The sequence below is a fragment of the Micromonospora sp. NBC_01405 genome (assembly GCF_045040155.1).
In the GTDB taxonomy this organism is placed as follows: Bacteria; Actinomycetota; Actinomycetes; order Mycobacteriales; family Micromonosporaceae; genus Micromonospora.
In genome coordinates this window covers 5,199,914-5,222,913 of sequence record NZ_CP109532.1, presented here as the reverse complement: position 1 = coordinate 5,222,913, position 23,000 = coordinate 5,199,914, and the positions used below count along the sequence as shown (strand labels likewise).

The following is a 23,000-nucleotide window of genomic DNA, read 5'->3' as shown; positions in this document are numbered from 1 at the left end:
GGGCCAGAAGAGCATGTCAAAGGGGGCGCAGTCATGACCGAGCAGGTGCAGCCGGTACACCGGCGATACGGCCCGAGCGCGCAGTGGTTGCACATCAACGAGGCGCACATCACCGAGGAGGCCGTGGCCGACCTCGCCGGGTTCAAGTCGAACGGGGTCAACTTCAAGCTGGCGCTGTGGAACCCGCAGCCCAACGGCGTGCGGTACCTGAAGGCGCTCACCTTCGCCCTGGGCATGCAGCTCAGCCCCGCGAACAGGGAGAGACTGCGCCGCACGCGCAACCGCGAGGTCGGCGACCCCTATTCAGTGCGGTGCAACGGCGAATCAGTATGCCTCGACTACCTGCAGGCGGTGCACGAGGTCGAGTTCATGGCGGCGAACCTGCCCCTCGACGGCGCCCGGATTGTGGAGATCGGCGCAGGCTACGGCCGGACCTGCCACACCCTCCTGTCCAACCACGAGGTCGCCGGATACACGATCGTCGACCTGCCGAACACGCTGGCGCTGTCGCGCCGGTACCTGCGGACCGTGCTGGAGCCGGAGCAGTTCGCGAAGATCCGTTTCGTGGGCATCGACGAGGTGGACGAGCAGGTGCGCGGTGCCCGCTTCGATCTGTGCGTGAACGTCGACTCGTTCGCCGAGATGGACCCCGACACCGTGCGGGACTACCTCGCGCTCATCGACGCGACCTGCGCGCACTTCTACGTCAACAACCCGGTCGGCAAGTACCTCGACAAGGTTCTCGACGGCCACTCGCAGGGCGCCGCAGTTGTGGAGTTGGCGCTGAACAGCGGGCTGCTGCGCGACGTCATCGACATCCACGACAGCGAGGCGGTGCTGGAGAAGGTGCCCGCTTTCGTGTCCGCGTACCGGCCCGGCGAGCGGTGGCAGTGCGTGGCGCGGGAACGCGCGGTGTCGTGGAGCTACTACTGGCAGGCCCTGTACCGCGCCGACCCGGTGCCCCGGTGAACGCCGCCGGTGCCGGCGGGGACCGGCCGCTGATCGCGGTGCTGGGTGGTTCGGGCTTCGTCGGCGCCGCGGTCGTCGAAGCCCTCGCCCGGCGACCGATCCGGCTACGCACAGTCGGCCGCCGGCCGCAGTCGGTGCCGACCGGCGCCGTGGCCGAGGTCGAGGTGCTGTGCGCCGACCTCACGGCTCGCGCGGGGCTCGAAGCCGCGGTGGCCGGCGCGGACACGGTGGTCCATCTGCTGATGCACACCGCCGGCTGGCGTGAGGCCGCCGGCAACCCGGCCGCCGAACGGGTGAACGTCGGCGTGATGCGCGATCTCGTCGAGCTGCTCGGGGAGATCCGGCGGCCGCCCGTGGTCGTGTTCGCGGGCTCCACCTCGCAGGCCGGCCTGCCGGAGCGGATGCCCCTCGACGGCAGCGAACCCGACCGGCCCACGACCGCCTACGACCGGCAGAAGCACACGGCGGAGCAGGTGCTCAAGGCGGCCACCGCCGCCAGGCTGGTGCGCGGCGTGTCCTTGCGGCTGCCCACCGTGTACGGGGACAGCCCCAGGGGGCGGCTGAACGGCCACGGCGTGGTCTCCACCATGGTGCGCAAGGCCTTCGCCGGCGAGGAGCTCACCCTGTGGAACGACGGCACAGTCGAGCGCGACCTGCTGTATGTGCACGACGCCGCGGACGCCTTCCTCGCCGGGATCGACCACGCGGACGTGCTCGCGGGCCGGCACTGGCTGCTCGGCACCGGGCGCGGCGTGCCCCTGGGCGACGTGCTGCGGACGATCGCCGACCTGGTCGGCGCCCGCCTGGGGCGGCCGCCGGTGCCCGTCGTCTGCGTGCCGCCGCCCGATCTCGCCGCGGCCACCGACATGAACAACGTCGCGATCGACTCGTCGCGGTTCCGGGCGGTCACCGGCTGGCGCCCCCGGATGCCGTTGCACACCGCGCTGCGGCGCTGCGTCGACGCGTTCGCCGAGAACGCCGGATAGCGCCGACCTACAGGAGCCCGTTCAGCGAGCCGAGGATCGCGAGCAGCACACGCGCCTGAATGTTGAGGTAGTGCCCATGCCGGGCCAGCGAATTCAGCTGGCCGGGGGTAACCCAGGCGAACCCGGGCGGGGGCTCGGCGCCCGCCTCGGCCTCGCCGGCCTCCAGGAGCAGGTAGCGGCTGACGGCGTTGAGGAAACGGCCACCCTCGTCGGAGTGCACCGCGGCGTATCGGATCCGGTCCGCCCCGGCACGGCGCACCAGGTCGAGGAACGGTGGCTGCTCCCGCTCCGGCAGGTGGGCGTAGTTCTCCGGGGTGCACTGCACCGTCGGTCCGAGTTCGACGGTGTCGAGGAGACCCCCCTCGGCCCGGGCATGGACCAGCAGGTGCGGCACCCCGCCGAAGCGGCGGACCAGGAACGCGCAGAGACCCACGCCGACCGGCTCGAACAGCGGCTGCATCCACGAGGTCACCTCGCGGTTCCCGGCCTCGACGGACACTCCCCCGACCCGGAAGTACCGGTTCCCGACGTGCTGGATGTTGTCGTCGGTGCGCACCCAGTCGCTCACCTCGGCGAGCGGGATGCGCCGGGCCCGCACGTCGTGCCGGGCCCGCTCGTTGGTGAACCACGACAGCACATCCGTGTCGGAGCACACCGCGCCCGCCTCCGCGGGCGCCGTCGGGGCGCAGGCAAGGACGCTGCGTGCGTCCATGTTCACGACGTTGTCGCGGTGCAGCAGCTTGCCGATCTGCCCCAGAGTGAGCCAGCAGAAGTCGTCGTCCGGCGGAACGTCGTCGAAGGTCTCGATGATCATGTTGCGGTTGGACTTGCACAGGAACCAGGAGCCGTGCTCCGACTGGAGCACGTCGGCGAGCACCCGGCCCCGGCCAGGCCGGGTGAAGTACTCGACGTACCGCACGCCGGCACCCCGATGCACGCCGGTGTAGTTGCTGTGCGTGGCCTGCACGGTCGGCGAGAGCTGCAACAGGCCAGGATTGCCCGGCTCCATCTTGGCCTGCATCAGAAAGTGCAGTACGCCGTCGAACTCCTTGGCCAGGATGCCGAGGATACCCACCTCGGGCTGCACGATGATCGGCTGCTGCCACTCGCGACCGTCGATCACGACGTGCAGCCCCTCAACGCTGAAGAACCGCCCGCTGCGGTGCACGAGGTTGCCGCTGTCCGGTTCGAACGACCAGCCCTTGATGTTCGCGAGCGGCACCCGCTCGACGGTGAAGCGGTGCGCCCGGCGGCGCCCGGCGAGCCACACGTCGAAGTCCTCGGTCCGCATGCCCGTGCCGGTCGCGACGGCCCGCCGGGAACGCGCGAGCCGTGCGGGCAGCCGGGTGTCATCCCGCTCCGCCAGCCGCGTCGCGATCACCATCCTGGATCCCTTCGAGACGAGGTCGGGCACCGGACTGCGCAAAGCGCGGTGACGCCGGCCGTCAAACGGCGAGCCGGGCCACGGCCGAGTCGATACGTCGGCCCGTCACCGGCCGTCCGCCGGCCGGGTGGCCCGTACGCTCACGTAGTTGTTGTCCCTTTCCAGGCCCAGCACCTGCGCGCTCAGGTAGTCGACCCCGTCGGCGTACGTGTACGGCTGCATGAACCGGCCGGCGCGCACGTCCCGATACAGCCGGGCCAGCGGGTGCTCCGCCACGTACGTGGCCCCGCCCACCACGGTGAGGCAGTCGTCGACCACCGCGGCCGCCAGTTGGTTGACCATGAGCTTGGCGCACTGGAACGGGGTCATCATCCGCCGGCCGCGCTCATCCGGATCCATGTCGTGACGTGGGGACAGTTCGTCGGCGTTGACGAGCGCGGCCGACGCGGTGGCCCGCAGCGCGTACAGCCGCGCCTCGATCTCGGCGACCAGGGTGCGCGAGGCCGCGGGCGGTGCGGCCGACCGCCGGGCGACCGTCTGCACCGCGAGGTCGCGGGCGGCCTGGGCGACGCCGGCGTAGATGCCGAGCATGGCGATGGAACTGATCGTCTGCCCGGCGAGGACCGCGTCGCTGTGCGCGCCGACGCTGCCACGCGCCAGCACGTCGCCCGCGGGCACCGGGCAGTTGTCGAACGCCACGTCGAGCGTGCCGGACGCGCGCATGCCCAGGCCGCTCCATCCGTCGACGATGGAGAGTCCCGGGGTGTCCCGGGCCACGATAGGGGCGTGCAGCAGCGTTGGTCCCCCGGCGACCGGCGCCTGGGCGGAGACGACGAAGTGCGTCGCGATCGGCGCCATCGTCACCAGGGTCTTGCGGCCGGACAGCAGCCAACCACCGGCGCCGTCGGGGCGCAGCTGGGTGACCTCTCGCCCGTGGTCCTTCACCGCGCCGCATATCACCGCCTCGCCGCGGGCCATCGCGCGCAGCAGCCGCTCGGCCAGTTCCTGCGTGGGCGGCGGGCCGTGCCGCCACTCGTACGTCAGGGTGATCCCCCGGCTGAACTGGGCGTGCAGGGCCAGCGCGGTCGAGGCGTCCGCCTCGGCGACCCGCAGAAGCGCGACCGCCACGTCGTGGAGCCGGCTGACACCCATCCCGCCCAGCTCGGCGGGCACGGTCGCGCCCAGCACGCCGTCACGCGCGAAGCCGCGGAACGTCTCGGCGGGGAACGTGCCGTCCCGGTCGTTCGGCGTCGCCGCGGCCCGTATCCGGGGCAGGTGCCGAGCCAGGATGGTCAGCAGCTCTCGACCTGGCGCGGTGATCGCGGTAGCCAGGTCGCCGGGTGGCACCGCCGGCCGCGGCGTGTCCCGTTCCGTCTCCATCAACGCGGCACCGACGTGGGACGGTGACGCGGTGTCCTGTTCCTGCATAGCCCTCTCGATCCCTCAGAGCACCCGGACGTTCGGCACATAGCTGATCCATCGCCCGCCGGAGCGCCGGAATTCCTCTTCGTTCGCCATGATTTCGTCGGCGTGGTTCCACGCGAACAACAGCGCGTAGTCCGGGTACGGATCGCGGAACGCGGTCGGCGGGCGTACCGGGATGTGCTTGCCGGGCGTCAGCCGGTGCTGCTTGGCGGGCGTACTGTCACACACGTAGGAGACGAGCTCGGGCCCGATATCGCAGAAGTTGGTGACTGTGGCGCTTTTCGCCGTGGCGCCGTAGGCGACCACGCGGGATCCGTCGGTGCGCAGCCGTCGCAGCAGTTCCACCAGGTCGTCGCGCACGCGCATCACGCTGGCGGCGAAGCCACGCAGGGTCGCCATGCCGGACAGCCCGCGGGCGTCCTCCTCGGCGAGCAGGGCGGCGACGGCGGCGCTGGGCGTGCGCCTCCCGGCCCGGGCGAGCGTGTACCGGATCTCGCCGCCGTGCACCGGCAGCCGTTCCACGTCGACCAACTCGAATCCGTAGTGCTCGGCCATGGCCCGCACCGAGTGCGCGCTGAACAGGAAGAAGTGCTCGTCGTAGATCTGGTCGAAGGACGTCTTCGCCACCAGGTCACCGAGGTACGGGTCCTCGAACACGAACACGCCGTCCGGCGCCAGCAGCGCGTCCACGCCGCGGAAGATCGAGGCCGGGTACGGGATGTGACACATGGTGTTCGCCGCGAAGATGACCTGGGCCGGCCCTTCCGCCTCACGGACCTGCGCCGCCGTCGAGTCCTCGAAGAACGCGGTGCGTACCCGGACGCCCGCGGCGCGGGCCACCTCGGCCACCCGCCCGGAGGGTTCGAAGCCCAGATGGCGTACGCCGGCCTGTTGGATCGTGCTCAGCATGACGCCGTCGTTGCAGCCCATCTCGACGATGAACGGGTCCGGCACGGCCAGCTCGGTGGCGAGGAACCGTCGTGCGACGCTCGCGAAGTGCTCACGCATCACCGCCGACCCGGACGAGTGGTACGGGTAATCCTCGTGGAACATTCGCTCCCGCGGCACCGACTCGGTGAGCTGCACCATCGTGCACGACTCGCATTGCCCGACGGCGAGCCGGAAGAAGAACTCCGTGGCATCACTGTCCGGCTCTCGGAACGCGTCGGACAGCGGCTGACGGCCGAGGTCGAGGAACTCATGGACATTCCCGTCGCACACTCTGCAGGTGGCGGTCGCCAGTTCTCCCGGCATGGTGATCCCTCCGTACCAGATGGGTTGTCTCAGAAACCGGCCAGCACCTCGCGAAGGGCCCGGATCACCGCCTGCTGCCGGTCGAGCGGCAGCGACGGGTACATCGGCAGCGAGAACACCTCGCCGGCCAGTTTCTCGGTGACCGGCAGCGAGCCCTTGGCGTATCCGAGGTGCGCGAATCCGGCCATCGTGTGCACCGGCCAGGGGTAGCTGATGTTCAGCGCGATGTCGTACGCGCGCAGCCGCTCGATGATGTCGTCCCGCCTCGGGTGCCGAACCGCGTACAGGTAGTACACGTGCTCATTCCCGGGCGACACCGTCGGCAGCACGAGCCCGCCCGGCTCGGCGAGGTCGCCCAGCGCCTCGGTGTAGCGCTGCGCGACCACGCGGCGCCCCGAGATGTACGCGTCGAGCCGGCGCAGCTTGCCCCGCAGGATCTCGGCCTGTACCTCGTCGAGGCGGCTGTTGTGCCCGGGAGTCCGCTCCACGTAGTAGCGGTCCTCCATGCCGTAGTAGCGCAGGCGCCGGAGGTTCTGGTCGGTGTGCTCGTCGCCGGTGATCACGGCGCCGCCGTCGCCGTATGCGCCGAGAACCTTCGTGGGGTAGAACGAGAACGCGGCGGCGTCGCCCATCGCGCCGGCCAGCTGGCCGTGGTGGCGCGCGCCGTGCGCCTGGGCGCAGTCCTCCAGGACGGCCAGGCCGTGCCGGGCGGCCAACCGGCGTAGCGGGGCCATGTCGACGCACTGGCCGTAGAGGTGCACGGGGACCAGCGCCCGGGTACGCGGGCCGATCGCGGCCGCAACCTGGTCGGTGTCCATGAGGAAGTCGTCCTCGCGCACATCCACGAAGACCGGCTTGGCGCCCGTCCCGTCGATGGCCACCACGGTCGGCGCGGCGGTGTTGGCGACCGTGATCACCTCGTCGCCCGGGCCCACGCCGAGCGCCTGCAACCCCAGCTTGATCGCGTTGGTGCCGTTGTCCACGCCGGCGCAGTGGGTGACGCCGTGGTACGCCGCGAACTCCGCCTCGAACCCGGCCACGCTCGGACCCAGTATCAGCTGGCCGGACTCGAACACCTTCGCGACCGCGGCGAGCACCTCCTCGCGTTCGTCGTGGTACTCCGGCAGGTAGTCCCAAACCCGGATCGTCACCGTTGCCCTCCCTCGTGGGCGAGCGTTGCACCGACTGTGCGAGTGTCCAGCGGACCTTGGCCTCCATGGACACGTCGGAGGCGCCCTCCACTGTGATCTCCAGCGGACCGAGTACTCAAAATGTCATACCGTTTTTCAACATCCGGAACTCCGTACCCGACAGGTAGAACAATCCGATTGGGAAATAGCACGCGCCACGCCTGGATCTTCTCGTCAAAATGCGCCTCTCCACGCGCCCACAACCCGTCGAGATAGGCGAGAAGATTGGACAGTGTCCGTTCGGACTGGGTCACACCCATGAAAGCTCACTTCTTTCAAGCGGCGCGGTAGCGCGATGCTCACCGGACACGGTAGATCCAAACCGCGGGGCCCTGGCATCCCTCACGCTGCTAATGCCCTGCGCCGGAAATTCGCCTGACAAGTTGGTGCAGGGTCGGTCGAGATCTTCTTCGGCATCAACACCCGCCAGGCCATCCGCCGCGGAACCTTCACCAGCGTCCCGGACCTCGTCTACGCGATCCGCACGTTCATCGACGCCTACAACCAACGCTGCGAGCCGTTCAGCTGGACCACGACCGCCGATCAGATCCTGACCAAAGCCACCCCCGTCCAAAGACCTCAGACCCGCGACGCCAGTCGTCCAGCCGTCGCGGGTGAACCGCCGAGCGCACTGTCAATCTGTGGGATGGCGTGCCCCGCCCCGCGTCGATCACGCTTCCGACATGGACGGCTTCGAGCTGTACGACCTCGCGCGCAAGCTGATGCAGATCGGCGAGGACGCCATCCCGGACCCCACCGGTTTGCAGCGGCTGTCCCCCGGCGTGCGCCTCGTCATGACCGACGTGTTCGAACACCCGGACACCTCGATCACCGAGATCGTCGACCGCACCGGCTTCCCAGCCAGCCACGTGGAGGCGTCCGTCACCACCCTGAGCAACCTCGACGCCGTGACCACCGCCGCCGACCCGAACGCCCCCGGACGGACCGTGGTCCGGCCGATCCCCCGACACAACGTCGCCGCGCGCATCGACGAGCGGCTCGCCGCAGCGGCCGGGATCCAGGACCCCTGCCAGGCCAAGGAACTGGTCGGGACGCTGGAGAAACTGGCACGCCGGCTGGCCGGGGCCTTATCGCCGGAACTCTTCGACTGGTACACCGCCGAGACGCCGCCCTGGGACGCCGGCCTCCCGCAACCGGCCATGCGCCACCTCGCCGAGGCAGGCGCCTTTCGCGGCCGGGTCCTCGAAATCGGCTGCGGCACCGGCGAGCACGCCCTCATGGCGGCCGCGCTCGGCCTGCCGACCCTCGGCATCGACCCAGCGCCGACAGCGATCGAGACCGCGCGGCGCAAAGCCCGCGAGCGCGGCCTGCAAGCGCGCTTCCTGGTCGGGAACGCCTTCGAACTCGGCAAGCCAGGCGAGCAGTTCGACACAGTCCTCGACAGCGGCCTGTTCCACGTCTTCAGCGACCCCGAACGGATCCGCTACGCCGACAACCTGGCCACCGTCATGCCCCCGGACGCACGATTGTTCCTCCTCTGCTTCAGCGACCGACTCCCACCCGGCAACGGACCACGACGAGTGAGCCAGGACGAAATCCGGGCCACCTTCGCCACGGGCTGGCGGGTCGACTCGATCGAACCCGCAACGCTGGAGAACAACATATATGCCGACGGGGTACCCGCCTGGCTCGCCACGATCAGCCGCACCTGAGGCCCGCAGGCCGAAACAATGAGCGCCTTCACCCCGTTCGACTACTTCTACGCCCCGACACCGGAAAGAACGACGCCGTGTCATATCTGCGGGGTCGCGTGAACGCCCACGACACGACCGAATTCCCACCAGAGACCAAAGAGATTGACTCGGTTCCGAATGCCTGCGGGAGCTGTGATTTCCGGCTGGCGGGAGTCCCGCGGCCAGGTGCTGTCAGACCGAGGGATAGGGATCCCTCCACATCCGACCTAGCATCGGCAGCACGTCCTGAACATCGACTGCGACAGGAAGGGTGGCAGGTTCGTGGCTGAAGACGACACGATCACCATTCGCGTTGACGACCGGATCAAGCAGGCACTTGCCGCCCTGACCCGCGGTGGCGCTTCCGCCACGACGGCGATCGAACGGGCGATCCTGGAATCGGCTAGGCGCGCAGCGCCCGCCGCACCCACCGAAGCCATGCCGAGCAGCATCGACTCGCGGACGTTGAGTGTGCAGCGGAAGCTGACTCGTGAACAGCTGCTGGAGTTCGCCGAACGCGGCTACATCGTGATCCCGGACGTCGTGCCTCCGGACATCCTGGCCGCGGCCAACGCGGCGGTGGACAAGCAGCTGCGCGCGCATCCGCCCGAGGAGGGGCACGCCGGACCGCACTTCATGTTCCCGAAGTGGGAGGAGGAGCCGGACCTCGCGGCGCTTCTGCGGGACACCCAGGCCTTCGAGCTCGCCGAAGAACTCACCGGTGACGGTGCCATGGAATATCCGTGGCAGACGCAGATCGCCATGACCTTTCCGCCCTACGTCGACGACCGGGGAATGCCGCACATCGACGGCGGAATGCGCCGGAAGGCCGATGAACCCCCGCGGACCTTCACCATGCTCGCCGGTTTCTTCCTCACCGACCAGGACGGCGACGATTCCGGGAACCTCTACGCCTGGCCGGGAACGCACCGCGCTCACGCAAAGTACTTCCGTGAGCACGGGCCCGACGCCTTCACCTCCTACCCGGACATCAAGCTTCCCGAGCGGGAGCAGATCCGCGCCCGCGCGGGAGACATGCTGCTGAAGCACTACATGGTCGGCCACAACGTCGGCAGCAACACGTCCGACTCCGTCCGGCGCACGGTCTACTTCCGGCTCAAGGTCCGCGGGCACGACGCGACGTGGCGTCAGATCCTCCAGAACCCCTGGCACGACTTCACTCCGCTGCGGCCGTTGGTGTCTTCGTTCGACGACAACGTCGAATAGCGGTTTACGGTCGGATTCGACAGCCGGCAGGCTTTCCGGCCTGCCGGCTGTCGGCGTGAGGGATGCCCGGAGAGAGACAGACGATGTACGACATCGACACGTACCTGCGGCGGTTGGGCTACGACTCCGCCACCAGCCAGCCGGCCGCGGATCTGGCGACCCTCGTCGCACTGCACAAGCGGCACATGGAGAGCATTCCGTTCAACAGCGCGGGCTCGCTGGCCGTGCCGGCGCCGAGCGGACGGCTGGTCGATCTGGTCGACTTCGACGAGGACGCGACGTTCGACTCGGTGATCGCGGCGGGCCACGGCGGCGGCTGCGTCCAGATGACCCGGTTGTTCCTGCGGCTGCTGCGCGACCTCGGGTTCGATGCCGACCTGATCGCCGGCACGACGGCGGAGGGCCGCCGGTCCTACGGTGTCGAGGTCGAGCACATGCTCATCCTGGCCCGTGTGGACGGCGGGTCCTGGCTGGTCGACATCGGGTACGCCGGACCGTCCTTCGTCGAGCCCCTGCGCCTCGACGGCGCCGCCGGCGATCAACGGCAGTACGGCTGCCGGTACCGGCTCACCCATGGCGGGGACGGTGTGTCGCTGCAGCGCCGCCCCCGGCTCGGCCAGTGGAGCACGGTCTACGCGTTCACCGCGAAAGTCCGCGACCGGTCGGACTGGGCGCCGGCGGAAAAGGCGATCAACGCCGCGCTCGCGGCCGGCGGCGACGGCGCCGAGCTCTACAGCCGAGCGGTCCCCGACGGCCAGGTGGTGTTGAAGGGCCGTCGTTATCTGACCGTCCGGGCCGGCATCGAGAAGACCCGCACCGTCACCGACGACGGTGACTGGCATGCGCACCGCAGCGCGATTCTGGCCGGCGAAGTCGGCTGATCCCGACAACGAGGAGGAAGGCATGCGCCGACGAATTGCCCGGTCGGAACGGATGTACGTCAGCGAGATCAGGACGCAGGCGCTGCAGATCTGCGTGGTGCGCGGCGGCGTCGACGCGCAACTCCTGGACGCGGCGTTCACCGCTGTCCTCGCGGAGGCGCCGGGTCTGCGCAGCCGGCTGGAGAAGGACGGCGACGACTACTACCTCAGCCTGCTCGAGCCGAGCGAGCTGCCGCGCCTACACGTCCGGCGCAACGGGCCCGGTGCGCAGCTTCAGGAGTACAACAAGCCATTGCACCTCGGTGGCCCGCTCGCGCGTGCCGTCCTGCTGACCGGCGCCGACGAGGACATCGTGATGTTCGGCGTCGACCATGCGATCTGCGACGGCCGCAGCGCGACCGCGTTCTGCCGCCGGATCTGGCAGCGCTACATCGACATTCAATCCGGCAGCTACTCGGCGCCGGAGCCGCGGCCGCAGGAGTGGCCGGCGCCGCTCGACGACTGGCTGCCGCCGCGCAGCGAGGCCGAGCTGGACGCCTACGTCCAGGAGCGGCTCAAGCGGGCCGAGGGCGCGCCGGTGGCGTCTCTGCCGTTCCGGGCGGCCGGGTCCACCCCGGCGGTGCCGGCGGAGAGCCTGATGACCTCGCGCCGGCTCCGGCTGACCGAATCGGAGACCACCGGTCTGCTGGCCTTCGCCAAGGACGCCGGGGTGTCGGTGAACGGGCTGGTCGCCGCGGCATTGCTGGCGGCCGTACGCGCCGGCCTGCCCGAGGAGCTGAACGGTCATCGGCTGTCGAGTTTCTGCACGGTGGACCTTCGCGACCAGGTTGCGCCGGGCCTCAGCCACGAGGCGATGGTGCCGATGGTCTCCTGGTATCGCGATCTGCTCGAGGTGCCCGCCGGCGTCGATCTGGTCAAGCTCGGCCACCGTTTCACCACCGAGTTGCGCGCCGGCATCGAGCGGGGTGACGCGCCGATGGAGATGCAGGCACTGGACCGGCTGCTCCCCCACCCTCAGCTCTGGCCGACCAGCCTGGTGCTCACCAACGTCGGACGAATCGACGGGCCGCCGTCCCCGAAGGGACTGGAGATCGTCGACATGACCAAGTTTCCGCTGTCCAGCCGGTGGGACCCGGAGCGCGGTGCGGGCCCGTTGCTCGCGTCGCCGGCGACGATCTACGGCCGGTTCAGCATCGAGATGCCGTACAGCACGCAGTGCTTCACGACCGAGCAGATGGACTCGATCCACGACCACATCCGCAACTCGCTGCTGGCATGCGCCGACCGGGCGCCGCGTTCGCGGCGATGAAGCATGCGGGCGGCCGGATGGCATCCGGCCGCCCGCGAACAGGTCGGGATCAGAAACGAACCGGCAGGCGCAGTACGCTCAGCACCGGGGTCTTCAGACGCACCGGAACCTGCTCCAGCGGCACGTCCAAGGCGAGTCCGGGCAGGCCGAGCACCAGCGAGGTCAGCGCCTCGGCCAGGACGAGCCGGGCCAGCCGCTGCCCGACGCAGGCGTGTACGCCGTACCCGAAGGCCAGGTGAGCGGACGCGTCCTGGCTCAGGTCAAACCGGTCGGGACAACCGAACTTGGCCGGATCACGGTTGGCCGCCGGCAGGGCGACCGTCACCGTCTCCCCCTCGCGGATCAGCTCCCCGCCGAGCTTCACATCCGACAACGCGGTCCGGAAGATCTGGAACTGGTTGACCGACGTGTACCGCAGTAGCTCCTCGACCATTCCCTCGATGCCGCTCGCGCCGCCGATCCGGGCGGCCGAACGCAGCGTGTCGAGCTGGTCGCCATGATGCAGCAGCGCCAGCAACGACGACGCGAGCGCGCCCTCGCAACTGGCGAAGCCCGCCGCGAAGACGATCAGCAGCATGTTGGTGATCTCGCGGTCGGTCAGCCCGGGCTCGGCGGCCAGCCGCCCGATGACGTTCGCGCCCGGCTCGACCCGTGCCTTGCCCACGAGGTCCAGAAGGTAGTGGTACGCCTGTGTCCCGGCCTCCCGTTCCGCATCGAGGCTGACCTCGTTGTCGGTGGCGCTGTCGCTCAGGGCGGACAGAACCGGGCTGCCGGCGAACGGCACCCCCAGCACCTCGCACAACACCCGCAGCGAGAGCGGCCGGACGTAGGTCGGCAGGAGGTCGACCGGCGAGCCGTGCTCCCGCACCTGGGCGAGCTGCGCGGTGGCCAGCTCGGCCACCCGCGGGGCGTACGCCCTCGTGGCGCGGGCACTGAACTCGCTGCTGAGCAGGTTCCGGTAGCGGGTGTGCTCCGGCGGATCCATGTGGATGAACCCGCCCGGCACGATGGGCACGGACGGGAATATCTCGCCCTTCTTCGTCACGGGGGCGTGGGTGGTGTGGAACCGGTGGCTGAACGCCTGGTTGCTGAGCACCTCACGGGCGAGGTCGTGGCTGGTGGCCAGCCAGCCGATGTGACCGTCGGGATACACCATCCGGGTCAGTGGCCGCGTCCGGACCAGCTCACCGAGCACCGCCGGCGGATCGAACGGTTCGGTGCGATCCCAGTGCTGGAGGTACGAGATCGGTTCCGGAATTCCCTCAGTCATGCGGTGACATCCTCTGTTCTGGACCGGGTTTCACCGGGTCGCGTCGGATCCCTGGTCTGCGGCCTGCACCCGAAGCGCTTGCCGGTCCACCTTCCCCGCGGCGCTCAGCGGCAGAGCGGCCAACAGCAACAGACGTTCCGGGAACTTCCGTGGCTCCATCCCGGCCGCGGCGAGGTGGGCGGTGACCTCGGCCAGACTCAGCTCGGCCGAGGTGGCGACGCAGGCGCAGACGCGTTCGCCGTACAGCGGGTCCGGCACCGCTACGCAGGCGACGTCGCGGATCGCGGGATGCGTGATCAGCACCGACTCGACCTCCGCCGGGCTGATGTTGAGGCCGCCGCGGATGACCACGTCCTTGCGGCGTCCGACGATCCGGAGCCGGCCCTGGTCGTCGATCAACCCGAGGTCTCCGGTGCGGGTCCACCCGTCCGGGGTGCGCAGCGTGCGGTCCAGCTCGGGGGAATTGATGTAGCTCATCGGCGACATCGGGCCGCGTGCGACGACCTCGCCGGTCGCTCCGGCCGGCAGCTCGAGCCCGTCCGGGCCGACGATGCGAATGTCCGCGACGGCGGGGTCGGGACGGCCGACCGTACCGTCGTAACGGCCGAGACCGCTGTTGCACGAGACCCCGTCGGCCGAGCCGTACAGCGAGACGACTGTGCAGCCCAGGAGCTCCTCGGCGCGCCGCGCGGTGTCCGGGTCGAGCGCGGACCCACCGAGTACGGCGGCTTGCAGGGCGCTGAGGTCGGCGTCCTGGATCTCCGGGCAGTCCAGCAGCATGCGCAGCATCGTCGGCACGCCCAGCAGGTGGGTGGGCCGGGTGTCGGCGATGGTCCGCAGCGTCGCGGCAGCGTCGAAGGTCGGCCTCAACACGAGGGTCCCGCCCAGGGTCGCGAGGGTGACCGGCGTTCCGCTGGAGCCGAAGGCCGACGCCAGCGGGACGAGGAACAAGTTACGCATCGTGGCCGGAGACCCTCGATGCAGGCCGGCCATCATGGCACCCCGCCCGCCGGTCAGCGCGTTGTGCGAATACAGGACCATCTTCGGTTCCGCCTCGGACCCGGAGGTAACCAGGATCCGCGCCGGCCCGTCGGGGTCGAACTCCCGCGGCACGAACTCGTCCGCGGTGGCGGCGAACAGGGACTCGAGCGGCACGCAGCCCGGCGTCTCGGCGGCGCCGTCCCCGGCGACGATGACGGCACGCAGCATCGGCAGGGCGTCAGCGTGTTTCCGGATGCGCTCGGCGCAGGGATAGCCGTGGTGATCGGCGACGGTAATCACCGCGACCGCCTCGGAGCGGCGCAACAGGCTCGCCGCGTCGCGGTCGCCCCGGCCGAGCGGGAACGGCAGCGCGATGGCGCCCACCGCCGCGACGGCGAGGTCGACGGCACACGCGAGACGGGCGTTGGGCAACTGGACCGCCACGACGTCGCCGGGGCCGATGCCGAGCTGTGCCAGCCCCGCGGCCAGGCGCCGGGCTGTCCCGTCCAGTTCGCCGTAGCTGACCGTCCCCTCGGCGTCCAGCACGGCCGGCGCCTGAGGCGTGCGCTGGACGTGGCCCCGGAACAGGGAGTACAAGTCCTGGCCCGGGTAGTGGCCCGCGGCGGCCCAGGCCCGGCGCTGGTCGGCGGAAACGTGGTCGGTGTACCGGGTAGAGGTGCGGTTCACGAGACCCTCCCCTTCTGTGCCTGACGGAGATCCATCCGGTCCCCTAGACCGGGGAGACGAGGCGGGTCAGTGCCGCGCGGGCAGCGGCCTGCAGTTGGACCCGATCGGGTTTGCCCCAGCCGGTCTTCGGTAGTCCCCGGCGAATCTCGATCAAGCTGGGGACGTGGTTGTCGGACAGGGCCTCGGCGACATGACGGCGCAACTCCTGGAGGTCCACGACGACGCCGGGTTCCGGCACGACGGCGGCGTAGATGTGCTCCACCCGATTGGCGTCCTCGACCCCGCACACTGCGGCCTGGGACACGCCCGAGGCCCGGCTGAGCACCCTCTCCACCGCCTCGAGGTGGATGCGGATGCCCTTGACCTTCATCATGTCCGCGATCCGGCCGCTCAGGTGCAGGTAACCATCGGCGTCGAGGCACCCGAGGTCGCCGGTGCGCACCCAGCCGTCACGGACGAGTTGCCCGGTCAGGTTGGGCTCATGCCAGTAGCCGGCCGACGGCCAGCGTGGCTTCGCACAGACCTCGCCGAGATCGCCGACGGGCAGCGCCGCGCCCGTCTCCGGGTCCCTGATGCTCAGCCCCTCGGGATCCACCGGCCGGCCGACCGTCCCACCGGCGTCCAGGTCGCCGAGATCGTCGGGGGCCAGCATGGTGAGCACCCCGGCCTCGGTCGTGCCGTACACCTGGATCAGCACCGGACCGAGACTCTCCCGGGCCTCACGCAGCCGCTGCGGCGCCGCCGGACTTCCCGTGTGGAACAGCTCGGTCAGGCTGGACAGATCGGTGGCCGCCCGGTCCGGGTGCTCGGCGAGGGCGTACACCTGAGGAGTGCCGACAGCGAGCCGGCTGATCTGGTACTGGGCGACCGCACGCAGCACGGCCCCCGCGTCGAAGCCGTTGTGCAGCACGACCATGCCACCGCTGACGAGCGTGTCGTCCGCGGCGAACACGTCGGAATGGATGAGCGGTGTGGTGATCAGGAGGTTTGTCCGGCCGCTGCGGCCGGTGGCGCTCGCGCCAGCCATGGGTGGCAGGCACGGTGCCGCCGAGACCATGGCGTTCCTGACCCCGAAGGTCCAGCAAACGCCATTCCGGCCGCTCAACAGCCTGATCTGGGTAATCACCGCGAGGTCACCGTCGACGACGTCCGCACACGGACCCACACCAGCACCGGAACCCGCAGTCAAATCCACGGTGTCCGGCTGCCCGGCGCCCAGCACCCCCAGAATCGGCCGACCGGCCACGTTCACCACCAGATCCCGCGCCCGCTCCTCGTTGGCCGGATCGACCGCCAGCATCCGCACACCTACACCCGCACCGAAGGCGCGCTGCAACTCCAACCGCAACTCGTCGTCGGGCCCGACCGGATTCACCCAGCGCACATGCGCGGCGGTTGCCCCCACCAGGTTGGCCGCCCACTGCAGAATCAGCGTGGCGGCGGCGTTCGGCTCGGTCAAAACACAGACAACGTCACCGCGGCTGATGCCGTGGCGGCCCATCGCAGCCGCAGCCCGGCGGGTGGCATCGGCCAACTCCCCCGCGGTGAAGAGGACATCCCTGCTGACCAACGCAACGCGACCCGGATCGGCATCGAAACGGGTCAGCAACTGCTGCACATAATGCACATGCGTCGTACTCATCACCCGGTGTCGCCTTCCTGTCCGGGAAAAATGCGATGACCATTGGCCGAGCGAGATAAATCGCAGACTAACCGGCGAGTGCCACGGTAACCATCCCTCACATTGACTGCACGTGGTCACCGCGAATGAGGCGGCCCGACGTTTCCCGGGAAGGCTGAATCGCCCCTAGACCCGGGAGACGGGCCAGTTCAGTGCCGCGCGGGCATCGGCCCGCAGTTGGACCCGATCGGGTTTGCCCGGGCCGGTCACCGGCAGTTCCTGGCGGATTTCGATCAAGCTGGGAACGTGGTTGTCGGACAGTGCCTCGGCGACATGACGGCGCAACTCCTGAGGGTCCGGGTCCGCACCGGGCTTCGGCACGACAGCGGCGTAGATCCGCTCCACGCGGTCGGGGTCCTCCACGCCGCACACCGCGACCTGGGACACGCCGGGTGCCTGGCTCAGCACCCTCTCGACGGCCTCGGGGTGGATGCGGAGACCCTTGACCTTCATCATGTCCGCGATCCGGCCGCTCAGGTGCAGGTAGCCGTCGGCGTCGAGGTGCCCGAGGTCGCCGGTGCGCACCCAGCCAGCACGGACGAGCGCCGCGGTCAGCTTCGGCTCGTGCCAGTAGCCGGCTATCGGCCAGCGTGGCTTCGCACAAACCTCGCCGACCTCGCCGGCGGGCAGCGCCGCGCCGGTCTCCGGGTCCCGGATGCTCAGCGCTTCGGGGTTCAACGGCCGGCCGACGGTGCCGCACGCGCGCAGGTCGCCGTGATCGTCCGGGATGAGCATGGTGAGCACGCCGGTCTCGGTCGTGCCGTACACCTGGATCAGCACCGGACCGAAGATCTCCCGGGCCTCGCGCAGCCGGAGCGGTGCCCCGGGGCTGCCGGTGTAGATCAGCTCGGTCAAGCTGGACAGGTCGGTGCCCGCCCGGTCCGGATGCTCGGCGAGCGCGTACACCTGCGGAGTGCCGAGAATGAGCCGGCCGATGCGGTACTCGGCGACCGCGCGCAGCACGGCCCCCGCGTCGAAGCCGTTGTGCAGCACGACCATGCCACCGGTGACGAGCGTGTCGTCCGCGCCGAATCCGCTGGAATGGGTGAGCGGTGCGGTGATCAGGAGGTTCGTCCGGACGCTGCGGCCGGCGGCCGACGTGGCCATCTCGTTCTTGACCCCGAAGGTCCAGCAGACACCCTTCGGCAGGCCGCTCGACCCACTGGTCTGCGTGATCAACGCGAGGTCACCGTCGGCGATGTCCGCACACGGACCCACACCAGCACCGGAACCCGCGGTCAGGTCCACAGTGTCCGGCTGCCCGGAGCCCAACACGGCGAGAATCGGCCGATCAGCCGCGTTCACCACCAGATCCCGCGCCCGCTCCTCGTTGGCCGGATCGACCGCCAGCATCCGTGCGCCGAGATCCGCGACGACCGCGCGCTGCAACTCCACCCGCAACTCGTCATCGGGCACCACCGCGTTCATCCCGCGCACGTGCGCGGCGGTCGCCCCCACCAGGTCCGCCGCCCACCGCAGGATCAGCGTGGCGGCGGTGTTCGGCTCGGTCAGAATGCAGACGACGTCGCCACGGCTGATGCCGTGGTGGCCCATCACGGCCGCGGCCCGGCGGGTGGCCTCGGCCAACTCCCCCGCGGTGAGAAGCACACCCCTGCTGACCAACGCAACGCGATCCGGATCGGCATCGAAACGGGTCAGCAACTGCTGGACATAATGCACATGCGTCGTACTCATCACCCGGTTTCGCCTTCCTGTCCGGGAAAAAGTTGAATCGCGTCAGGCCGCGGGACGCAGCCAACGGTTGACCCGGGTACGCAGGTCGGCCGGAAAGATGTCTTTGCGCAGCAGGGCGTGCACGCCCTTGGGCGGCAGGGGAACATCGACGTGGTGGATCTCGCTCTGGTCCGCGTACTGGGTGATCCGGAAGCTCGCCGCCATGCTGCACAGTGCGTGGGCCTCGGCGCGGGTGACGCCGGATGCCGCGCTGAACCAGCTGATCATTGCGCGCAGGCAGTCGACCAGCGCGGCCTCCAGGCTGTCGGCCAGTCCGATGCCGACCCAGTGCGTGTCGGTCTCGGCCAGGGGCCGGGTCAAGCCGACGTTCTTGTGGAGGTCGTACCGCATCCGCAGGCGCTCGGCCGTCGACTTCAGACCGGTCTGGTCGACCAGCCCGTCACCCTGCAAGGCGTGCACGTCACCGATCCAGATCCGGGCCCCCGGCTTGGCCACGGGAAGAAACAGCGACGAACCCACGGTGAGCTCGGGAAGTGCCAGGTTGCCGCCGTGCACGCCGCCGACCAGCGCGCTCACCTGCTCGTCGCCTGGCGGTTCGACCGCGATGATGCCGGCGAACGGGTCGAGCGGCAGCGAGATCCCGTGGACGTAGTCGGCTCGGGTCCGGGTCTGGTCGAACCGGAAGTCGTGGAAGTACGGCTCGTCGAAGTCGTACGGCAACGCGCCGGCCCGGGTCGGGAAGGCGTTCCCGCCCCAGTCGCTCAGCCGCAACTCCGTCAACCGGCACTCGACGACGTCGCCGGGCTCGGCACCGGTCACCTCGACCGGGCCGATGATCTGGAACGGGCAGCCCGGGTACTCCTTGCGCAGCCGCGCACGGTCGGCCGACGACATGCCGTACCGCAGCTGGTTCTGCCAGTTCGTCCAGGTGTCCGGATAGAGAACCTCGTCGCCGGGTTCGATCTTGGCGGCCGGCGCGGCGCCGGAATCGAGGATTCCCGGCCGGACCGTGGCCAGTGTGGACTGAACCGTATGCATCGTCACGACTGCTACGCTAGGCAGCCGAAGATAGGCCAGGCAAGGAAGTCCGAGCGTCGCCGGAAATACTACCAACCTGACTGATGAGGGCGCACCGCAGACTTCCGGCCAGGTCGATAGAGTGCGACAACAGAATCATCAGATTGTCACGGACATGAATGCAGAATTGTAGTCCGGCCATGGCGGTAAGGGACTCTACGAAATCCTCGATGAGGGCGCGGAGACGCCCGCCCTCCTCGGGGAAGATCCGCCAGCACTTGAAGTCGGCTACCGCGCGCTCGACGGCAGCGCGGATACCGGCGAGCTTCTTGTTGAACTCCGCCTGATGCTCGACTGGTGTCCTGCGCCGGAAATTCGCCTGATAAGTGGGTACGGTGGTGGGATGCCGAGAACCGGGCGTCCCACCGCGCCGCTGACGCTGACCGACGAAGAGCGGGCGACGTTGACGCGGTGGTCACGGCGGGCGAAGTCGTCGCAGGTCCTGGCGATGCGTTCACGGATCGTCCTGGCCTGCGCCGAAGGTGCGTCGAATACCGACGTCGCAAGGGATCTCGGAGTCCACGTGTCCACGGTGGGTAAGTGGCGGCGGCGGTTCCTGACGTTGAGGCTCGACGGGCTGATGGACGAGCAGCGCCCGGGCCGCCCGCCGTCGATCAGCCTCGACCGGGTCGAGGACGTCGTGGTCACGACGTTGGAGCAGACCCCGCGTAACGCCACCCACTGGTCGCGCACATCGATGGCCGAGAAGTCGGGATTGTCGAAGTCCACGATCGGACGGATCTGGCGGGAGTTCGGCCTCAAGCCCCACCGTGCCGAGACGTTCACACTGTCCACGGACCCGCTGTTCATCGAAAAGGTCGTTGACGTCGTCGGCCTGTACCACAACCCGCCCGAGCGGGCCGTCGTGCTCTGTGTCGACGAGAAGAGCCAGATCCAGGCCCTCGACAGGTCCCAGCCGGTCCTGCCGATGATGCCCGGCATGCCCGAACGGCGCACCCAGGACTACGCCCGTAACGGGATCACCAGTCTGTTCGCCGCGTTCAACATCGCCGACGGCGCGGTGATCGGCGAATTGCATCGCCAGCACCGCGCCGTCGAGTTCAGAAAGTTCCTGACCACGATCGACAAGGCGGTACCGGCCGAGCTGGATGTGCACCTCGTCTGCGACAACTACGGCACCCACAAGACCCCGGCAGTGCGGGCCTGGCTCGCGAAACATCCCCGGTTCCACATGCACTTCACCCCGACCGGCTCGTCCTGGATCAACCAGGTCGAACGCTGGTTCGGCCACCTCACCAACCAGAGGATCCCCCGCGGCGCCCACAAGAGCGTGCAGTCCCTCGAAACGGATATTCGGGCATGGATCGCTGACTGGAACAGCAACCCACGCCCGTTCATCTGGACCAAGACAGCCGGAGAGGTCCTCGAATCACTCACACGAATTTCGTCGGCGAATCTCCGGCGCAGGACGCTAGGTCACAACCCGGTATCCGAGGTCTGCCATCCCGGCGTACCCGGTCTTACCGCATCAGGGGTCGCAAAAGGTCCCAGCGACGCGACACCGTGAACTGGCTGACGCAGACGCTCATCGAAGGGTGCGGATCCCCTGGGAGGATCCGCACCGCTCCCGTCTTGGCATGTTCTGCCGGCTTCTACATCCGGTACCGGTAGGTGATCCGGCCGCGGGTCAGGTCATAGGGGCTCAGCTCCACCAGCACCCTGTCCTCCAGCATGATCTTGATGAAGTTCTTGCGGAGCTTCCCGCTGATGTGCACAAGCACCTTGTGCCCGTTGTCGAGCTGCACCCTGAAGCGGGCGTCTTTCAGGCACTCGACGACGATGCCGTTGACTTCGATACCCCGGTTTACTTTTGCCATATCAACTCCAGGCTACTGCTCGCGCGACGGGCGCCGACGCCCTCCAACAGCGAAATCGCTGCGACGTCGGTTTCGTCGACGTCGACTGTCGCGATTTCGAACCCGCCAGCGTGCAGGGCACCCAGCGCGTGCACCAGCAGCGCCCGGCCGATGCCACGGCGCCGCTGGTCGGCACGGACCTCGATGGAAACGAACCGCCCTATCCGCGGCGTCCCGTCCTCCCGCATCAGCGGCAGAACCCGGATCACACCAACCTCGGCGCCCTCGACCTCGGCGTGGAAAACACCCTCGCCGCCTGTGAGAGTCACCCCGGTCGGGGGCCGGGCGGTGGTCTGCGCTTCGATGGGCACCAGCAGGTACTGCCGCTCACGTCGCTGGGTGGCGAAGCCAGCCCGCCGCCAGTTCGAGGTCGTATCCGAGTCGTCGGCGTCGACCATCGTGTGTAGCGGCGCTGGCAGTTCCGCCAGCATGGCGCCGGCCAGCCGGTCGAAGACCGCGTCGTGCCATGCGTCGATGCTGATGAACATTCGCCCGTCGGGCCTGCGCATGGTGTCGCCGCGGCCGACCACCAAGTCGTCTTCAACGGCGTGCCACTGATCTGCCGCGACCCTCGTGATCACGGGCCTCACGGGGTCTGGGATGGGATGCGTAGTGACGTAAATAACTGTCGCCTTTCAGGAGTGCCTTTGGGGCGCTCCTGCGACGTCTCCGTCAATCGCCTGCCGTGACCGGTAGGGGGAGCACCCACATCATCGAACCAGCATTCACGGGTCTCACCTCCTCAAGGGTCTGTCACGGCCGAGGCTGAACGTTACCAGACCAGGCGTCGTCGCGCGCAATCGCCTGGGTATACAACCCCTCAGGCTGGGTGTAGAACCCCTCAGGGAGCCACACCCTTTCACGAAAGGGCTTTTGAACAGAGTCCGGGTCCCTTCGTAAGGAGTCGTTCAACAGCCGACTTCTCGCGGCCCTGAGGCCGTTGGCCCCGGCGGGACGGAGATTGAGGCGAGAGCGTGATGACCACCGTGGCCACCCCCGGGCGCGGCCTGGGACGCAACGCGCTGAGCGACCTCAGCCGGGTGCTGCACGACTGCCACGCACACGTGATCAGCAGGCCACGGGGGGGTTCTCACCGAGGCGGACGTCGAAGACGAGGACGAGGAGCAGGGCCTGCTCGTCCCCACCATCGCCGACCCGCTCGCCCTGCACCTCGCCGCAGTCCAGCTGAAGGCGCTGCCCGCCGCGGTGCAAGCCTGCGCCGGCGCGCATGCCACGGCTCCGCCGCAGGCCTTCTTCACCTGCGGACGGCCGCAGAGCTGACAGGACGTGGGCGGTGAGGTGACAGCCGGAACTGTCGCCTCACCGCCCACGGCTTTTCCGGTGAGGCGTTTACCAGGCTGAGGGATGCCCGGTCAGCACGGCCGCTTCTAGCCTCCGAATGCGGGCCGACGG

General features: G+C 69.2%; 18 protein-coding genes and 2 pseudogenes. 8 read left to right on the top strand and 12 right to left on the bottom strand.

Annotated elements, in window-relative coordinates; all coding sequences use genetic code 11:
• Positions 1 to 33 precede the first annotated feature (33 nt).
• On the top strand, positions 34 to 969 hold the full coding sequence (locus tag OG559_RS22670; protein ID WP_405106702.1) for a putative sugar O-methyltransferase: 936 nt from the start codon (positions 34 to 36) through the stop codon (positions 967 to 969).
• Positions 966 to 1,955, top strand: a complete 990-nt coding sequence (locus OG559_RS22665; RefSeq protein ID WP_405106700.1) for an NAD-dependent epimerase/dehydratase family protein — start codon at positions 966 to 968, stop codon at positions 1,953 to 1,955. The genes OG559_RS22670 and OG559_RS22665 overlap by 4 nt, the downstream gene beginning before the upstream one ends.
• Before the next feature lie 7 nt (positions 1,956 to 1,962).
• On the opposite strand, the gene OG559_RS22660 is transcribed toward OG559_RS22665, so the two are convergent.
• The 4 genes from OG559_RS22660 to OG559_RS22645 form a co-directional block, all read right to left on the bottom strand.
• Positions 1,963 to 3,339, bottom strand: coding sequence for an NDP-hexose 2,3-dehydratase family protein (locus OG559_RS22660; RefSeq protein ID WP_405106698.1), 1,377 nt, complete (start codon positions 3,337 to 3,339; stop codon positions 1,963 to 1,965).
• 105 nt (positions 3,340 to 3,444) lie between these two features.
• Positions 3,445 to 4,767, bottom strand: a complete 1,323-nt coding sequence (locus OG559_RS22655; protein ID WP_405106696.1) for an acyl-CoA dehydrogenase family protein — start codon at positions 4,765 to 4,767, stop codon at positions 3,445 to 3,447.
• 15 nt (positions 4,768 to 4,782) lie between these two features.
• Entirely contained in the window at positions 4,783 to 6,018 is a 1,236-nt protein-coding gene (locus OG559_RS22650) for a methyltransferase domain-containing protein (protein ID WP_405106694.1), read from the bottom strand.
• 29 nt (positions 6,019 to 6,047) lie between these two features.
• Entirely contained in the window at positions 6,048 to 7,169 is a 1,122-nt protein-coding gene (locus OG559_RS22645; RefSeq protein WP_405106692.1) for a DegT/DnrJ/EryC1/StrS family aminotransferase, read from the bottom strand.
• A gap of 436 nt (positions 7,170 to 7,605) precedes the next feature.
• Here OG559_RS22645 and OG559_RS22640 point away from each other — a divergent pair.
• From OG559_RS22640 to OG559_RS22620, 5 genes and pseudogenes are all read left to right on the top strand, one after another.
• A pseudogene (locus OG559_RS22640) lies at positions 7,606 to 7,803 on the top strand (IS630 family transposase); the annotation flags it as partial.
• A gap of 88 nt (positions 7,804 to 7,891) precedes the next feature.
• Positions 7,892 to 8,881, top strand: coding sequence for a class I SAM-dependent methyltransferase (locus OG559_RS22635; protein WP_405106690.1), 990 nt, complete (start codon positions 7,892 to 7,894; stop codon positions 8,879 to 8,881).
• A 303-nt stretch (positions 8,882 to 9,184) separates the two neighbouring features.
• A complete protein-coding gene (locus tag OG559_RS22630) occupies positions 9,185 to 10,129 on the top strand; it encodes a phytanoyl-CoA dioxygenase family protein (protein WP_405106688.1) in 945 nt (314 codons plus the stop codon).
• A gap of 83 nt (positions 10,130 to 10,212) precedes the next feature.
• Complete coding sequence (locus OG559_RS22625) at positions 10,213 to 11,010, top strand: arylamine N-acetyltransferase (protein WP_405106687.1); 798 nt, start codon at positions 10,213 to 10,215, stop codon at positions 11,008 to 11,010.
• Between the two features lie 22 nt (positions 11,011 to 11,032).
• Positions 11,033 to 12,319: a phthiocerol/phthiodiolone dimycocerosyl transferase family protein gene (locus tag OG559_RS22620; protein WP_405106686.1), complete on the top strand. Its 1,287-nt coding sequence runs from the start codon at positions 11,033 to 11,035 to the stop codon at positions 12,317 to 12,319.
• 49 nt (positions 12,320 to 12,368) lie between these two features.
• Here OG559_RS22620 and OG559_RS22615 read toward each other — a convergent pair whose 3' ends face one another.
• The 5 genes from OG559_RS22615 to OG559_RS22595 all read right to left on the bottom strand — a co-directional run bounded on the left by OG559_RS22615 (position 12,369) and on the right by OG559_RS22595 (position 19,671).
• On the bottom strand, positions 12,369 to 13,589 hold the full coding sequence (locus OG559_RS22615; RefSeq protein WP_405106685.1) for a cytochrome P450: 1,221 nt from the start codon (positions 13,587 to 13,589) through the stop codon (positions 12,369 to 12,371).
• A 30-nt stretch (positions 13,590 to 13,619) separates the two neighbouring features.
• On the bottom strand, positions 13,620 to 15,257 hold the full coding sequence (locus OG559_RS22610; RefSeq protein WP_405106683.1) for a class I adenylate-forming enzyme family protein: 1,638 nt from the start codon (positions 15,255 to 15,257) through the stop codon (positions 13,620 to 13,622).
• A 43-nt stretch (positions 15,258 to 15,300) separates the two neighbouring features.
• Positions 15,301 to 16,875, bottom strand: coding sequence for an ANL family adenylate-forming protein (locus tag OG559_RS22605; RefSeq protein WP_405106681.1), 1,575 nt, complete (start codon positions 16,873 to 16,875; stop codon positions 15,301 to 15,303).
• A 189-nt stretch (positions 16,876 to 17,064) separates the two neighbouring features.
• Entirely contained in the window at positions 17,065 to 18,633 is a 1,569-nt protein-coding gene (locus tag OG559_RS22600) for a class I adenylate-forming enzyme family protein (protein WP_405106679.1), read from the bottom strand.
• Positions 18,634 to 18,675: 42 nt separating this feature from the next.
• Positions 18,676 to 19,671 (bottom strand): acetamidase/formamidase family protein, encoded by a 996-nt coding sequence (locus OG559_RS22595; protein WP_405116891.1) that lies wholly within the window; start codon positions 19,669 to 19,671, stop codon positions 18,676 to 18,678.
• A 382-nt stretch (positions 19,672 to 20,053) separates the two neighbouring features.
• Between OG559_RS22595 and OG559_RS22590 the strand changes: the two are divergent.
• Positions 20,054 to 21,112 (top strand): annotated as a pseudogene (locus OG559_RS22590) (IS630 family transposase); the annotation flags it as partial.
• Positions 21,113 to 21,323: 211 nt separating this feature from the next.
• Here the strand turns inward: OG559_RS22590 and infA are convergent.
• The 3 genes from infA to OG559_RS22575 form a co-directional block, all read right to left on the bottom strand.
• Positions 21,324 to 21,548 carry a translation initiation factor IF-1 gene (gene infA, locus OG559_RS22585; RefSeq protein WP_387026116.1) on the bottom strand — a complete coding sequence of 75 codons (225 nt, stop codon included), beginning with the start codon at positions 21,546 to 21,548 and terminating at the stop codon, positions 21,324 to 21,326.
• A complete protein-coding gene (locus OG559_RS22580; RefSeq protein ID WP_405106677.1) occupies positions 21,536 to 22,168 on the bottom strand; it encodes a GNAT family N-acetyltransferase in 633 nt (210 codons plus the stop codon). The genes infA and OG559_RS22580 overlap by 13 nt, the downstream gene beginning before the upstream one ends.
• Before the next feature lie 487 nt (positions 22,169 to 22,655).
• Positions 22,656 to 22,817, bottom strand: coding sequence for a hypothetical protein (locus OG559_RS22575; RefSeq protein ID WP_405106675.1), 162 nt, complete (start codon positions 22,815 to 22,817; stop codon positions 22,656 to 22,658).
• Positions 22,818 to 23,000 lie beyond the last annotated feature (183 nt).